Source organism: Pseudomonas synxantha, assembly GCF_900105675.1.
Classification (GTDB): Bacteria; Pseudomonadota; Gammaproteobacteria; order Pseudomonadales; family Pseudomonadaceae; genus Aquipseudomonas; species Aquipseudomonas synxantha.
Map to the genome: position 1 here is coordinate 3824455 of NZ_LT629786.1, position 13124 is coordinate 3837578.

14 protein-coding genes are annotated in these 13124 nt (G+C 61.1%); 5 read left to right on the forward strand and 9 right to left on the reverse strand.

Annotation, left to right across the window (positions count from 1 at the left end; translation table 11 throughout):
• Positions 1-94 precede the first annotated feature (94 nt).
• The 4 genes from BLU48_RS17725 to BLU48_RS17740 all read right to left on the reverse strand — a co-directional run bounded on the left by BLU48_RS17725 (position 95) and on the right by BLU48_RS17740 (position 3711).
• Positions 95-388 (reverse strand): YcgL domain-containing protein, encoded by a 294-nt coding sequence (locus BLU48_RS17725; protein WP_014717482.1) that lies wholly within the window; start codon positions 386-388, stop codon positions 95-97.
• Positions 385-1518 (reverse strand): ribonuclease D, encoded by a 1134-nt coding sequence (gene rnd, locus BLU48_RS17730; RefSeq protein WP_056847325.1) that lies wholly within the window; start codon positions 1516-1518, stop codon positions 385-387. Before rnd ends, BLU48_RS17725 begins: the two co-directional genes overlap by 4 nt.
• 122 nt (positions 1519-1640) lie before the next feature.
• The gene (locus BLU48_RS17735) at positions 1641-2240 is read right to left on the reverse strand and encodes a class I SAM-dependent methyltransferase (RefSeq protein ID WP_057022063.1); all 600 of its coding nucleotides are present in this window, start codon (positions 2238-2240) and stop codon (positions 1641-1643) included.
• Positions 2241-2340: 100 nt separating this feature from the next.
• Positions 2341-3711 (reverse strand): glutamine synthetase family protein, encoded by a 1371-nt coding sequence (locus BLU48_RS17740; RefSeq protein ID WP_057022062.1) that lies wholly within the window; start codon positions 3709-3711, stop codon positions 2341-2343.
• Between the two features lie 383 nt (positions 3712-4094).
• On the opposite strand from BLU48_RS17740, the gene BLU48_RS17745 reads away from it, so the two are divergent.
• Positions 4095-4868: a transporter substrate-binding domain-containing protein gene (locus BLU48_RS17745; RefSeq protein WP_057022061.1), complete on the forward strand. Its 774-nt coding sequence runs from the start codon at positions 4095-4097 to the stop codon at positions 4866-4868.
• A 131-nt stretch (positions 4869-4999) separates the two neighbouring features.
• On the opposite strand, the gene cynR is transcribed toward BLU48_RS17745, so the two are convergent.
• Entirely contained in the window at positions 5000-5884 is an 885-nt protein-coding gene (cynR, locus tag BLU48_RS17750) for a transcriptional regulator CynR (protein ID WP_057022060.1), read from the reverse strand.
• Positions 5885-5996: 112 nt separating this feature from the next.
• Here cynR and BLU48_RS17755 point away from each other — a divergent pair, with 112 nt between their 5' ends.
• The 3 genes from BLU48_RS17755 to BLU48_RS17765 are packed head-to-tail and all read left to right on the forward strand — an operon-like array spanning position 5997 to position 8032.
• Positions 5997-6638 (forward strand): carbonic anhydrase, encoded by a 642-nt coding sequence (locus tag BLU48_RS17755; protein WP_057022059.1) that lies wholly within the window; start codon positions 5997-5999, stop codon positions 6636-6638.
• Positions 6639-6666: 28 nt separating this feature from the next.
• Complete coding sequence (cynS, locus tag BLU48_RS17760) at positions 6667-7137, forward strand: cyanase (protein ID WP_057022058.1); 471 nt, start codon at positions 6667-6669, stop codon at positions 7135-7137.
• A gap of 55 nt (positions 7138-7192) precedes the next feature.
• Positions 7193-8032: a cache domain-containing protein gene (locus tag BLU48_RS17765; protein WP_057022057.1), complete on the forward strand. Its 840-nt coding sequence runs from the start codon at positions 7193-7195 to the stop codon at positions 8030-8032.
• A 76-nt stretch (positions 8033-8108) separates the two neighbouring features.
• Here BLU48_RS17765 and BLU48_RS17770 read toward each other — a convergent pair whose 3' ends face one another.
• Together BLU48_RS17770 and pobA are read right to left on the reverse strand one after the other, a co-directional pair.
• Positions 8109-9626: an MDR family MFS transporter gene (locus BLU48_RS17770; RefSeq protein WP_057022237.1), complete on the reverse strand. Its 1518-nt coding sequence runs from the start codon at positions 9624-9626 to the stop codon at positions 8109-8111.
• Between the two features lie 66 nt (positions 9627-9692).
• Positions 9693-10877, reverse strand: coding sequence for a 4-hydroxybenzoate 3-monooxygenase (pobA, locus tag BLU48_RS17775; RefSeq protein WP_370881252.1), 1185 nt, complete (start codon positions 10875-10877; stop codon positions 9693-9695).
• 189 nt (positions 10878-11066) lie between these two features.
• On the opposite strand from pobA, the gene BLU48_RS17780 reads away from it, so the two are divergent.
• Positions 11067-11942 (forward strand): helix-turn-helix domain-containing protein, encoded by an 876-nt coding sequence (locus BLU48_RS17780; RefSeq protein WP_057022055.1) that lies wholly within the window; start codon positions 11067-11069, stop codon positions 11940-11942.
• Here the strand turns inward: BLU48_RS17780 and BLU48_RS17785 are convergent.
• Both BLU48_RS17785 and BLU48_RS17790 read right to left on the reverse strand, forming a co-directional pair.
• Complete coding sequence (locus BLU48_RS17785; RefSeq protein WP_046071450.1) at positions 11935-12114, reverse strand: hypothetical protein; 180 nt, start codon at positions 12112-12114, stop codon at positions 11935-11937. The two genes, BLU48_RS17780 and BLU48_RS17785, sit on opposite strands and share 8 nt — an antisense overlap.
• A 101-nt stretch (positions 12115-12215) precedes the next feature.
• The gene (locus BLU48_RS17790) at positions 12216-13121 is read right to left on the reverse strand and encodes a LysR family transcriptional regulator (protein ID WP_057022054.1); all 906 of its coding nucleotides are present in this window, start codon (positions 13119-13121) and stop codon (positions 12216-12218) included.
• Between the last annotated feature and the right edge of the window lie 3 nt (positions 13122-13124).

The window sequence follows — 13124 nt, forward strand, 5'->3', positions numbered from 1 at the left end:
CAAAAACAGTGCAGACGGCCGCCCGCATCCTTACGGCCACCGTCCTCTAATACGATTCCATTAAAGCCTGTGCCCTGATGCGGGCACTGATCGATCACATCGGGTCGTTGCGGCGCAGCAGCTCTTCAGGCAAGTGCTCGATGTACTCATCCTCGGCCGGCGGCATTTGCAGGTGGTAACCCTGCTTGTCGAGGTTTTCCAGCACCACCGTGATGTCTTCGCGGGACAGCTTGCGCTCCGGCGTCAGCACCATGTCGAAGGCGTGGTGCGCCTTGCCGAAAGCTTCCATCAAGGGTTCTGGCACGCGTTCCAAAGCGTCGCTTTTGAGCACATAGAGGTACATGCCGTCTTTTTTCTTGCTGCGATAGATGGAGCAAATACGTTTCAAGGCTGTTCTCCGGCAGTGGCCAGGCTGTCGAGCAGCGCTTGGCCCATCAGCTCGCGACGCCAGCCACGCAGCGAGTCTGGCAATTGATAAGGCCCATCGGGGTAGCCGCTTTTAACCAGGGCTTCGAGGGTTTTCTTGCGCAGCATCAGTTCCGGCGCCATGTCCAGGCGTTCGGCGAACGTCTGGCCCAGGGCGCGCAGTTGCTTGATCAGCGTGGCTGCGTCCACCGGCAAAGGCTCGGCGACGGCGGGAGGCCATTGGTCCATCGGCACGCTGCCGGCTCGCTTGATCAGGTCCAGCAGGAACTGGCCGTCCTGGCGCACGGTGCGCGGGTGCATGTCTTCGATCTTGCCCAGCGCCGCCAGGTTATCCGGCTGGGATTTGGCCAGCGGCCACAACGAGTGTTCGCGAATGATACGGTTGCGCGGCAGGTCGCGGGCACGGGCTTGCTGCTCGCGCCAGGCGCATAGCTCACGCAGCACGGCGAGTTGGGCACGGGAGAGTTTCCATGCCAGCTTGGCATCGCGGTAGACCTCGTAGGGGTCGATCTCACGACGCAGGTTGGCCACCAGTTCGGCACCGTCTTCCAGTACCCAGGCGTACTTGTCATCCGATAGCTGCGGGCGCAGGCGGATATACACCTCGGCCAGGTGCACCGCGTCTTCGGCGGCGTAGCTGACCTGCGTCTCGGACAATGGGCGCTGCAGCCAGTCGGAGCGGGTTTCGCCCTTGGGCAGCTCGATGTCCAGCACGGCTTGTACCAGGCGTGAGTAGCCCATGGAGAAACCAAGATTGAGATAAGCCGCCGCCAACTGGGTGTCGAACAACGGCACCGGCAGGCTGCCGGTCAGGCGTAGCAGCACTTCCAGGTCTTCGCTGCAGGCGTGCACCACCTTGATCACGCCTGAGTTTTCCAGCAAGGCGGCCAAGGGTTGCCAATTATCGATGGTCAGCGGATCGATCAGGTAAGCGCGGATGCCATCACCGATCTGGATCAGCCCGGCAATAGGATAAAAGGTGTCGACCCGCATGAATTCGGTGTCGAGGGCGACGAATGGCAACTGCTGCCATTCGGCGCAATGCTGGCCGAGGCTATCGTTGTCGCAGATCCAGTGAATATCGATGGCCACACGGCTCTCCCTTGAAGAATGGCGCGCAGTATATATCGCTAAAGGGACTTGCGAGCATCCGCTGTGCACACAGCATCATGAAAACTCCGACAGGAGATGAAGAATAGTCCGACGAATGGAAGTTATCCTCTCTTACGCAGAACGTAGACGCACCACAGCCTGGAGCCCGGGAGGAACTCCTGATAATTCAGAATCTTGAAGCCTGCCTGACGAAACTCGTCTTCCACCGGTGTTCCTACGCTCACCGCGACAATGACCGTATCGCGGCTGACGCGGTGAAACTCGCGTAACAACATTAATCGCCCATCGCTGCCGGGCACATGACGAAACAATTCCAGGCAGAAAATACAGTCCACCGCATTCGCCGATAGGCCAATGGAAAACGCCGAGCCCTGGAATGTCTTGACGCGCTTGAGTAGCGCCCCAGGATGATGGGTACGAGCATGATCGAGCATGGCCTGGGAGTGGTCCGAGGCCAGAATCACCCGGTTGACGTGCTCAGCCAACACCGGCCAGAAACGCCCCGAACCACACGCCAGGTCAAGGATAAGCCCCGGCTCGCCGGCCACCTTCAATGCATGGCGTACCAGCCGCGTATCCCGCCACGCCGCCAGGCGCTGCAGCAGCCGGGGTGGGCGCGGATCACCGCAGACCCTGGCGTGCTCACGGCCACAGCGCTCAGCGAATTCGATCTCAATGGAGGATGGGGGTTGTGGCGACATCGCGGGCTCATGTGGATAGAACGGTAGTGAACGACCTTGATCCGCAGCTTAACCACCGCAACGTGAAAAAAAGGTCGAAAGCCTCACTACCGTGAATCGGTCACGCCTGGTGCAGGTACCAACGCCAATCCTGCTCACCCACCTCGCCCATGAACTGGCGGTATTCCTCGCGTTTAACCGCCAGATAGACGCCGAGAAATTCACTGCCGAACGCATCCCGTGCCCAACTTGACCCCTCAAGGGCGCGCAGGGTGGTCAGCCAATCGGTAGGCAGCAACTCCTTGGCCTGGGCGTAGCCGTTGCCTTCCACCGGGGCACCGGGGTCGCGCTGTTCGCGGATGCCGCGGTGGATGCCGGCAAGAATCGCAGCGGCCGCCAGGTAAGGATTGGCGTCAGCCCCGCAAATGCGATGCTCGATATGCCGGGAATGGGCCGGGCCGCCGGGCACGCGCAGGCTGACGGTGCGGTTGTCCACGCCCCAGGTGGCGGCCAGGGGCGCGTAGCTGTTGGTCTGGAAGCGCCGATAAGAGTTGGCGTTAGGGCAGAACATCAGCAACGAATCAAGCAAGGTGTCGAGCATGCCGCCCACCGCCTGGCGCAACAGCGGCGTGCCATCAGCCGCCTCGCTGGCGAACAGGTTATGGCCCTGGGCATCGGCCAGGCTGACATGCATATGCATGCCGGTGCCGGCCAGGTCATCGAATGGCTTGGCCATGAAACACGCCGTCATCCCGTGCTTGTGGGCCACGCCCTTGACCAGGCGTTTGTAGCGCACCGCCTCGTCCATCGCCTGCAATGCGTCAGTGCGATGCTCGAGGGTGATTTCAACCTGGCCCGGAGCGTATTCGGAGATGGCCGTGCGCGCCGGGATACCTTGCAGTTTGCAGGCGCTATAGAGGTCGGCGAGAAACGGCTCGATCTGCTCCAGTTCGCGCAGGCCGTAGACCTGGGTCGAACGTGGACGCTTGCCGTCCGAGTCCCGCGCCGGTTGCGGGCGACCGTTGCTGTCGGGCTTCTGGTCGAGCAGGTAGAACTCCAGTTCCGCGGCCATCACTGGGTAATAACCGTCGGCCTTGAGCGCATCGATGACCTTGGCCAGCAAGTGCCGGGGGTCGGCGACGGTGGCGGGTAAGCCTTCGGTGGGGTGCATGCTGACTTGCACCGCAGCGGTTGGGATCAAGCGCCAGGGCATGCGCTGCAGACTGCCGCTGACTGGGTAGGCGCGACAGTCGATATCGCCCACGCCCCATACCAGCCCGGAGTCATCTACGTCGTCGCCATTGATGGTCAAGCCGAGGATGGTGCTGGGCAGTGGCCGGCCGGTTTCGTACACCGCCAGCAGCTCGTCGCGGTGCAGCAGCTTGCCGCGTGGTACGCCGTTGTTGTCGAGGATAAACAGCTCGAACAGCTCGATGTCCGGGTTCTGTTCAAGGAACGCCTGGGCTTCGTGCAGGCTGGCAAAAACACTCATGGGGGCTTCTCATACGTTTGGGTCAGGCAGATGCGCACAGGAGCGCGTCATCCATGGGGGTAGATCAACGTAGGAAAAAGGTATCGGGTGGGCGTGCGTGTCGGCAGTGAAACAAGGCCCAAAAGGCCAGTTCGGAGGGTAGCGCCTCAATATCGGCCCGGCCGGGCACGGGCAATGTCACGGGATGAGGGGAAGAACCGTCCATGCGCAAATCACATTGAGGTAGATGCCCGGTACCTTAGCACGCGTTGATCGCGAGTTAGATCCAGGTTCTATAACGTTTTGTTGCAATGCGGCCAAACATTCGCCGCCCCTTGCTACCTTGGCGCTCTGCTGGAAATAATGGCCGCCCCCCCCGCATGGCCTCCAAGGATTCGACTCCCATGAAAGTGCCTCTAGCCCTCTGTGTACTGGCGACCCTGGCAAGCACCGCCCAGGCCGACACCGCCGCCTCGCGCCTGGATGAAGTACTTCAGCGCGGCACCCTCACCGTCTGCACCACCGGCGACTACAAGCCCTACACCTCGTTGCGTACCGACGGCCGCTATGAAGGCATTGACATTGCCATGGCCGAATCCCTGGCCAAGAGCCTCAACGCCAAGGTCAACTGGGTGCCTACGACCTGGAAAACCCTGATGCCGGACTTCCTTGCCCAACGTTGCGACATCGCCGTGGGCGGTATTTCCGTGTCGCTGGAGCGCCAGAAAAAGGCCTTCTTCAGCCAGTCCCTCGGAGTCGACGGCAAGATCCCGCTGGTGCGCTGCGCCGACGTGCAGCGCTACCAGACAGTCGAACAGATCAATCAGCCCCAGGTGCGAGTGATCGAGCCGGCAGGCGGCACTAACGAAGTGTTTGCCCGCGCCCACCTGGCCAAAACGCAGATTCGCCTGCATGACAATGTGACGATTTTTGACCAATTGCTGGCAGGCAAGGCCGACGTGATGATCACCGACGCCAGCGAGGCGCGCTACCAGCAGAAGCTCAAGCCTGGTTTGTGTGCGGTCAACCCGGAGCAGCCAATGCAATACAGTGAAAAAGCCTTCCTGCTGCCTCGGGATGATGTGGCCTGGAAGAGTTATGTGGATCAGTGGCTGCATCTGAGTGTGGCGACTGGCGCGTATGCGGGCATTGTCAGCCAGTGGCTGGCCGCGCCTTGATGGCGACCCAACCGGTACACCGCGGTCAAAGTGTGGGAGGGGGCTTGCTCCCGATTGCGGTGGATCAGTCAGAATATTTTTGACTGACACACCGCTATCGGGAGCAAGCCCCCTCCCACATTTTGGTTGTCTTACACCATGGCAATCGCGCTTGCCCCGCCACTTGGCGCCATTATCAACTCAACGAACGCCCTGCACGCGGCGCTGCGGTAGGCGCCTTTGCGGCTCAAAAGCGCGGCAGTACGCCGCGGTAGCGGTGGGTCGACGGCCACGTCATGCAGGCCTGCCTGCGCCTGGGCCAGTGCTCGCGGCAGGATGGTTGCCAGCGGCGTGCTAAGCACGATCTCGATAATGGCACTGATGGAGTTGGCCTCCATGGCGATGCACGGTTTAACCCCTTGCTGACGGCAGTAATCATCGATGTAGCGGCGGGTGGCGAACCCCGTATTGAGTAGCACCAGCGGCTGCTCGAGCCAATCCAGGCGGTTCAGTTGGGGATGAGTGGCACCCACGACCACACTCAGTTCTTCGACAAACACCGCCTCACACTCGATGTCCGGCCCATGCTCGCCGGTAAATCCGATGCCGATATCCAGCAGATCCTCGCCCAGGGCGGCTTCGATGCGGTCCTGGGTCAGTTCTTCGATGCTCAAAGTAATGCCCGGATACAGCCGGTTGAACCGCGCCAGCAGCGGGCCGATCAGGTAGGCGGTAAAGGTCGGCGTCATCGCCAGGCGCAAATGCCCGCGGCTAAGGTCTTGCACATCGTGAATGGCGCGGGTGCCGGCCTGCAGGTCCTGCAACGCCAGCCGCGCAAAACGCACATAGGCCTGCCCTGCATCGGTCAAGCTGATGCTGCGCCCGGAGCGGTCAAGCAGCGGCGCACCCAGGCTTTCTTCAAGTTGCTTGATCTGCTGCGACAAGGTCGGCTGCGACACATGCAACGCTTCGGCGGCGCGGGTGAAATTACGGTGCTCGGCGACGGCCAGCAAATAACGGATATGGCGCAACAGCATCGACAACACTCCAACTATAGGCACAACTTATAGGAAGCATAATAAACCGGTCTTGGACGCTATAGCTGAAAACTTCCATCCTTGCCCCATCAGCGACGCAAGGAGAACCACCATGCAGCATCTCATCGACGGCTTTCGCAAATTCCAGGGTGAAGCCTTTACCCAGCGCAGCGACCTGTTCAAACACCTGGCGACCACGCAAAACCCAGGCACCTTGTTTGTGTCCTGCTCTGACAGCCGCGTAGTCCCGGAGCTTTTGACCCAACAGGAACCCGGCGATCTGTTCGTCATCCGCAATGCCGGCAATATAGTGCCGTCCTACGGGCCGGAGCCGGGCGGCGTGTCGGCCACGGTCGAATATGCCGTGGCGGTACTCGGGGTCAGCGACATTGTGATTTGCGGGCATTCGGACTGCGGCGCAATGACCGCGATTTCCACCTGTACATGCCTGGACCACCTGCCGGCCGTGGCCAACTGGTTGCGCCATGCCGAGTCGGCCAAGGTGATCAACGCTTCACGCCAGCACGTCTCGGACGCTGCACGCCTGGATGCATTGGTGCGCGAAAACGTAGTCGCCCAATTGGCTAATCTCAAGACTCACCCCAGCGTCGCCCTGGCCCTGGAACAAAGCCGGATGAACCTGCATGGCTGGGTCTACGACATCGAAACCGGCGGCATTGACGCTTTGGACGGGCGCACCGGGCGCTTCGTCTCCCTGCTCGACCATCCAGCCGCCTGTGCCCACGCCGCCTGAACCTGACTTAAACCAAGAGGACGTCACCATGTTGCAATCCCAATTCGCCCAAACCCCACGCCTGGCCCTGGCCGACACCATTATCGACCTCAAGGCGCGCAAGAACCTGTCCTGGCAGGACCTCACCGACGGCACCGGCCTGAGCCTGGCCTTCGTCACGGCCGCCCTGCTCGGCCAGCATCCGTTGCCCAAGGACGCCGCCGACATTGTGTGCGACAAACTCGACCTCGACCAAGACGCCAGCCGCCTGCTGCAAAGCGTGCCCCTGCGCGGCAGTTTCCCAGGCGGCGTGCCGACCGATCCGACCATGTACCGTTTCTACGAAATGCTGCAGGTCTACGGCTCTACCCTAAAAGCCTTGGTGCATGAACAGTTTGGCGACGGCATCATCAGCGCCATCAATTTCAAGCTGGATATCAAGAAAGTCGAAGACCCGGACGGCGGTTCCCGTGCGGTCATCACCCTAGACGGCAAATACCTGCCGACCAAACCCTTCTGATTTCCCGGCAACCGTCTACGCTCTTGGCACATCAACAAGAACGAGGGACGGGTAAATGAACACACTGCTTCGATTCACCTGGCTGCTGCTGTTGTGTTGCAGCCAGGTGCATGCCGACACGGCTCAGGAAGCGGACGCCCAGGCCGCCAAGGCCCTGCTGGAAAAAGCCTTGGCGTACTACCACCAGCAAGGCGACAAGGCCTTTGCCGCCTTCAGCCGTCAAGGCGAATTCATCGACCAGGACCGCTATGTATTTGTGGTCGATACCCAGGGCGTGTTGCTCGCCAGTGGCGGCCCCTCCTCTGCCTTGATCGGTCGCGACGTGTCCGAGGTACTCGGGCCAGATTTGCGTCAGTCATTCAAGGACACGCTCAAGGTGCCCGAAGGCCAGGGCATCCAACAGGCTGACTATCGTTGGCAGAACTGGAATGACGGCAAGGTCGAACACAAGCACGTGTTTTATCAGCGGGTGGGCGAACGCATCCTCGCGGTGGGCTATTACCTGCCCCGGGCCACGCCGGAACAGGCGCGAGCGCTGCGCAACAAGGCGGTGAATGCGCTGGTGAAGGACGAAACCGGTACACTCAAGGCGATCAACTCCTTGCAGGGCGGTTTCCTGCAGGATGACCTGTATGTATTTGTGGTCGACCTGGATACCCATCGTTATGTGGCCCACGGCACCAACCTGCGCTTGGTCAATACCGACTTCGGCAAGATCAAGGACCCGGACGGCAAGCCGGTGGGTGAGCCGATCCTCAAGCTGATGGCCGAGCAGGATCAGGGGGAATACAAGTACCGCTGGAAGAACCCGGTGACCGGCAAGGTCGAGAACAAGCACGCTTATGTGCGCAAGACCGGGCACTTCATGGTGGCGGTGGGTTACTACAGCCCCTGACCTGGCTTGGAATGCAATAAAAATGTGGGAGGGGGCTTGCTCCTCCCACATTTTGATCTCCTACATTCATTTGGACCTAGCGGGCTTTGTCTTCACGACCGCGCAGCACCCGGTTCGGCATCGCTATCGCCGCCGCCAACCCGAACAACGACACCGCCGCACTCACCATCAGCAAATGCCGGAACGTCACCGCCAACTCCCCACGCAACGCATCCTGGGCTGGGCCTGGGGCGGCCTTAAGGCCGTCGAGCAAGACGTTGCCGGAGCTGCCTTCGGCCACCAGCGCGCCGCTGGCCAAGTGGGCAAAACTGGAATCGTGCAACAGCGCCAGCAGCAACGCCGACATGCACGCCACCCCGACGGCCCCGCCCAGGGAGCGGAACAGGTTGGTGGTGCTGGTGGCGACGCCGATGTCCCGTTGTTCCACCGAATTCTGCGTGCCTACCAATGAGGTGGGGAACTGCATGCCCGCGGCGATCCCGCACAGCAACATGAATACAGCGGTGATCACCACCGCCTGGGGCGCGCTGTAGGCCATGCCAAGGATGGCCAAGGGGCTCAACAATGCGCCACTGAGGATCATGGGTTTATAGCGGCCGGTCACCGAGGTCATGCGCCCGGCGAAATACGCCCCCATCGGCAAACCCATCGCCAGTGGCAGCAGGTGCAGGGCCGCGCTGTCGGCACCGGAACCGGTCACGGTCTGGTAACGCAGGGGCGTCAGCACGCTCAGGGAAATCGCCTGGAAGCTGGTGATAAAAATCGTGCACCAGCACAACACCGCGCTGCGGTTGGCGAACAGATGCATGGGCAGCAATGGCTCAAGGGCGCGGCGTTCGTGCCACACAAATACGCTCAACGCCAGCAGCGCGCAGGTCAGCAACCCCAGCACTTGAGCGTCACGCCAATGATGGCCCTGGCCGATTTCAGTGATACCCAGCAACAAGGCGGTGAGGCCGATGATCATCAGCACCGTGCCGAGATAATCAATGATCGGCTTGCGCTGCGGCACCGGCAGCCCCACCAGGGTGCGATGGGCCACGTACCAGGCGCCTGCGCCCAGTGGCAGGTTGATCAAAAACACCCAGCGCCACGACAGGTACTCGGTCATATAGCCGCCCAGCACCGGCCCGGCCACGCTGGCTACCGCGTACATGCTGCTGAAGTAGCCCTGGTAACGGCCGCGTTCACGCGGGGGAATGATGTCGCCGATGATTGCCTGGCTGACCGAGATCATCCCGCCGGCACCGATGCCTTGGAGAATCCGCGCCAGCACCAATTGTTCCATGCTCTGCGCCATGCCGCAGAACAGCGACGCCAGGGTGAACACGCCCATGCCGATCAGCATCATCGGCCGGCGCCCATACAGGTCGCCGAGCTTGCCGTAGATTGGCACTGCGACGGTCATCGCCACCATGTAGCCGGAGATCACCCAGGCCAGCAGGTTGACGTCGTGGAACTGCGCGGAAATGGCCGGCATGGACACCGCGACAATGGTCTGGTCCAGGGCACCGAGGAAGATCGCCATCATCAACGCAGCAAGGATACTGCGCACGGCGGGAACGGTTGGAGCGGGCTGATTGAGGTGAGTCACGGCAGAACCTTCGAGCAAGGCCCGCAGGAAAAGGTCGCCCGCAGGAATGCTCGATACGATAGCAGGCTATTCGATAGGCTCGTAAGCAAGCCCGACGTAATTTTCTGCGATGGTTTTGCGCCCGGCGTCGGAGTGGATGAAATAGTCCAGTTCGCTTTCGGCAATGCGCTGGCTGAAAGCGTCCGCCTGGGGAAACTGATGCAGCATCGAGGTCATCCACCAGGAAAACCGCTCGGCTTTCCACACCCGGCGCAGGCAGACTGCCGAGTATTTTTCCAGCAAGTCCAGGCGCCCTTCGCGATACACCTTGAGCAGGATCCGGAACAAGGTGCTCACATCGCTGGCCGCCAGGTTCAGGCCCTTGGCGCCGGTGGGCGGGACGATATGCGCGGCATCGCCGAGCAGGAACAGGCGCCCGTATTGCATGGGCTCCACCACGAAGCTGCGCAGCGGCGCGATGCTCTTTTCAAGCGACGGGCCGGTGACCAACTGCTCCGCCAATGCGCTGGGCAGCCGCGCTTTGAGCTCATTCCAGAAACGTGCATCCGACCATTGCTCCACGACCTCGTCCTGCGGCACTTGCAGGTAATAACGGCTGCGTGTCGGTGAGCGCATGCTGCACAAGGCAAATCCTCGTGCGTGTTTGGCGTACACCAGCTCGGCGTGTACCGGCGGCGTATCGGCGAGCACGCCCAGCCAACCGAAGGGGTAGACCCGTTCGAACACCTTCAACGCATCGGCCGGAATCGACTGGCGGGCGACGCCATGGAAGCCATCGCAACCGGCAATGTAGTCACACTCCAGGCGCCAGGCTTGGCCTTCATGCTCGAACGTCAGCCAGGGCTGCTCACCCTTGAGGTCATGGGGCTGCACATTGGACGCTTCGTACAGGGTGGCGGCGCCGGCGGCTGCACGAGCAGCCATCAGGTCGCGGGTGACTTCGGTCTGGCCGTAGATCATCACCGACTGGCCGCAGGTCAAGGTCTTGAGGTCGATAGGGATGAGTCGGCCATTGAGCGCTATGTCAAAGCCGTCGTGTACCAGCCCTTCGGTGTCCATGCGTTGGCTGACGCCTGCCTCGCGCAGTAGGTCGACCATGCCTTGTTCCAACACGCCGGCACGGATGCGACCTTGCACGTACTCGGCGCTCTGACGCTCTAGGACAAGGGTTTGAATGCCAGCGTTATGCAGCAGTTGGCCGAGCAGCAATCCAGACGGACCGGCACCGATAATGGCGACTTGGGTTTTCAGGGTTTTCATTATTTTTATCGCCTTCACCCTTCATTCGAACGGATCGAGTGAAAGAGTTGTCAGTGGACTTGTGGCTGACATTTTTCACTTGAGTGAGCAGCATAAGAAGGTGAAAACTGCCTCAAAGCCTGCACTTTTCGCCAATCGGGGCGATTACCGAACCACTATCCTGAGTATCGGATTGAAACCATGACCAAAACCGCGATTCCGGTCTTCAAGCTTTACGGGGAAAGCCAGCAGTGGCCGACGCCCGATTTGTTGCACTGCGAAACCATTTCCCGGCGCAGTCGGGAATACCAGTGGGAAATCCAGCCCCACCGGCACGCGGACCTGTGCCAGTTGCTGTATGTGCACAAAGGCCAGGCACAACTGGAAATCGAAGGCCAGCGCACCACCCTCAACGAGTCGAGCCTGCAAGTGCTGCCGCCGCTCTGTGTGCATGGCTTTCGTTTTTCCGAAGAGGTGCAAGGTTACGTCGTGACCCTCTCGGCGCCGCTGGTCAGCCACTTGCAGGCGCAACTGGGCGACACCATCGATGGTTTGCAAACCCTTGGCAGTTACCCGGCGGGCAAGGACAGCGACTATTTGAACAACCTCTTTGCCCGTTTGCAGGACGAATACGCCGATGATCAACCGGCCCGGGACATGATGCTGCATGCCTTGGTGAGCGTGCTGCTGGTGTGGGTCAGCCGCCAGGCGATCCAGCGCCGCCATCCCCGGGCGCCGCGGGGTCGTGAGTATTTTCGCCGCTTCACCCAACTGGTCGAGCAGCATTACCGCGAGCACCCCAAGATTGAAGACTTGGCCCACAAGCTGGGCATCTCGGTCTCACACTTGAATGGGACGTGTCGGGAGTTGGGCGGGCAACCGGCGCTGCAGATCATGCATGACCGCCAGTTGCTGGAAGCCAAGCGTTTGTTGACCTACACCAGCATGACCATCAATGAGATGTCCGAGGTGCTGGGTTTTTCCGACCCGACCAACTTCTCGCGGCTGTTTCGCCGCCGAGTCGGGTTTTCACCCAAGGCCTTTCGCGAGCAGTTAAAGGCCGAGCAGCTTACCTGAGTGCACTGAAACTGCCGGTGCGCGGCACGCATTGGCCCTGATGGCAGCTGATGGCGAACGCCGCCGGTTGCATGCGCGTTTGCTCGACGCGATAGGCGGCAGTGCCATACAGCGCCGTCGCCAATGCGCAGAGGGAGAAAATCGTCAGGTATTTGCGGGTTTTAATACTCATGGCACTGACCTCCGGACCCGATCTACAGGGTGCTGTTTAAAGCATAGGTCAGCTAGGGCAAGTTGCCATGATTGGCTGCCATTCAGCGCGCTTATAGCGTCTCAGAGCCCGATGTCCCATGCGGGCGCCTCGGGAAACCGCAGCACCAGGAAATCCAGCAGGCTGCGCAGCGCTGAAGGCATGTGCTTGCGCGAGGCATACACCGCGTAGATGTTCATCTGCCGCGGCTCAGCTTCTGGCAGCAAGCGCACCAGTTCACCACTGCGGATCAAGTCACCGGCCTGATAACTGGGGAGCATCGCCACCCCTGCCCCGGCCAGGGTGATACGCAATAACGTGCTGGCCTCGTTGGCCGTGATATTGCCCTGCACCGGCACCGACACGTGTTCGCCCTGTTCTTCGAAATGCCAAAGGCTCTTGCCGAAATAAGAGTGGGTCAGGCAATTGTGCCGGGCCAGGTCTTCGACTTTCTGCGGGGCTGGATGCTCGCGCAGATAGGCCGGTGTGGCGCAGACCACCGAGCGGCATACGGTCAAGCGTCGGGCGATCAGGTTCGGGTCCAGGTCATTGCTGGTGCGGATCGCCAGGTCAATGCGCTCATCCACCAGGTTCACCGTGCGGTCGAGCATCTGCAGATCAACCGTCACCAACGGGTAGCGTTTGACGTACTCGGCAATGGCCGCGCCCAACTGCGCCTGGCCGAACGAGGTGCTCACACTCAGGCGCAGCAAGCCTCGGGGCGCGTCATCGGGCTCGCTGACGGCGGCCTGCATATCACCACACAGTTCCAGCAATTGCCGACAGCGCGGCAGGGTTTCACTGCCGGCGGCGGTGAGGCTGAGCTTGCGTGTGGTGCGGTGCAGCAGCCGCGCGCCGACCCAATCTTCTAGCTCGGCCAGGTAGCGCGACACCACTGGGCGCGACAGGTCCAGATGGTCGGCGGCGGCAGACTGGCTGCCCAAGTCCACCACGGTGACAAACACGCGCATTGCTTGAAGACGATCCATGAT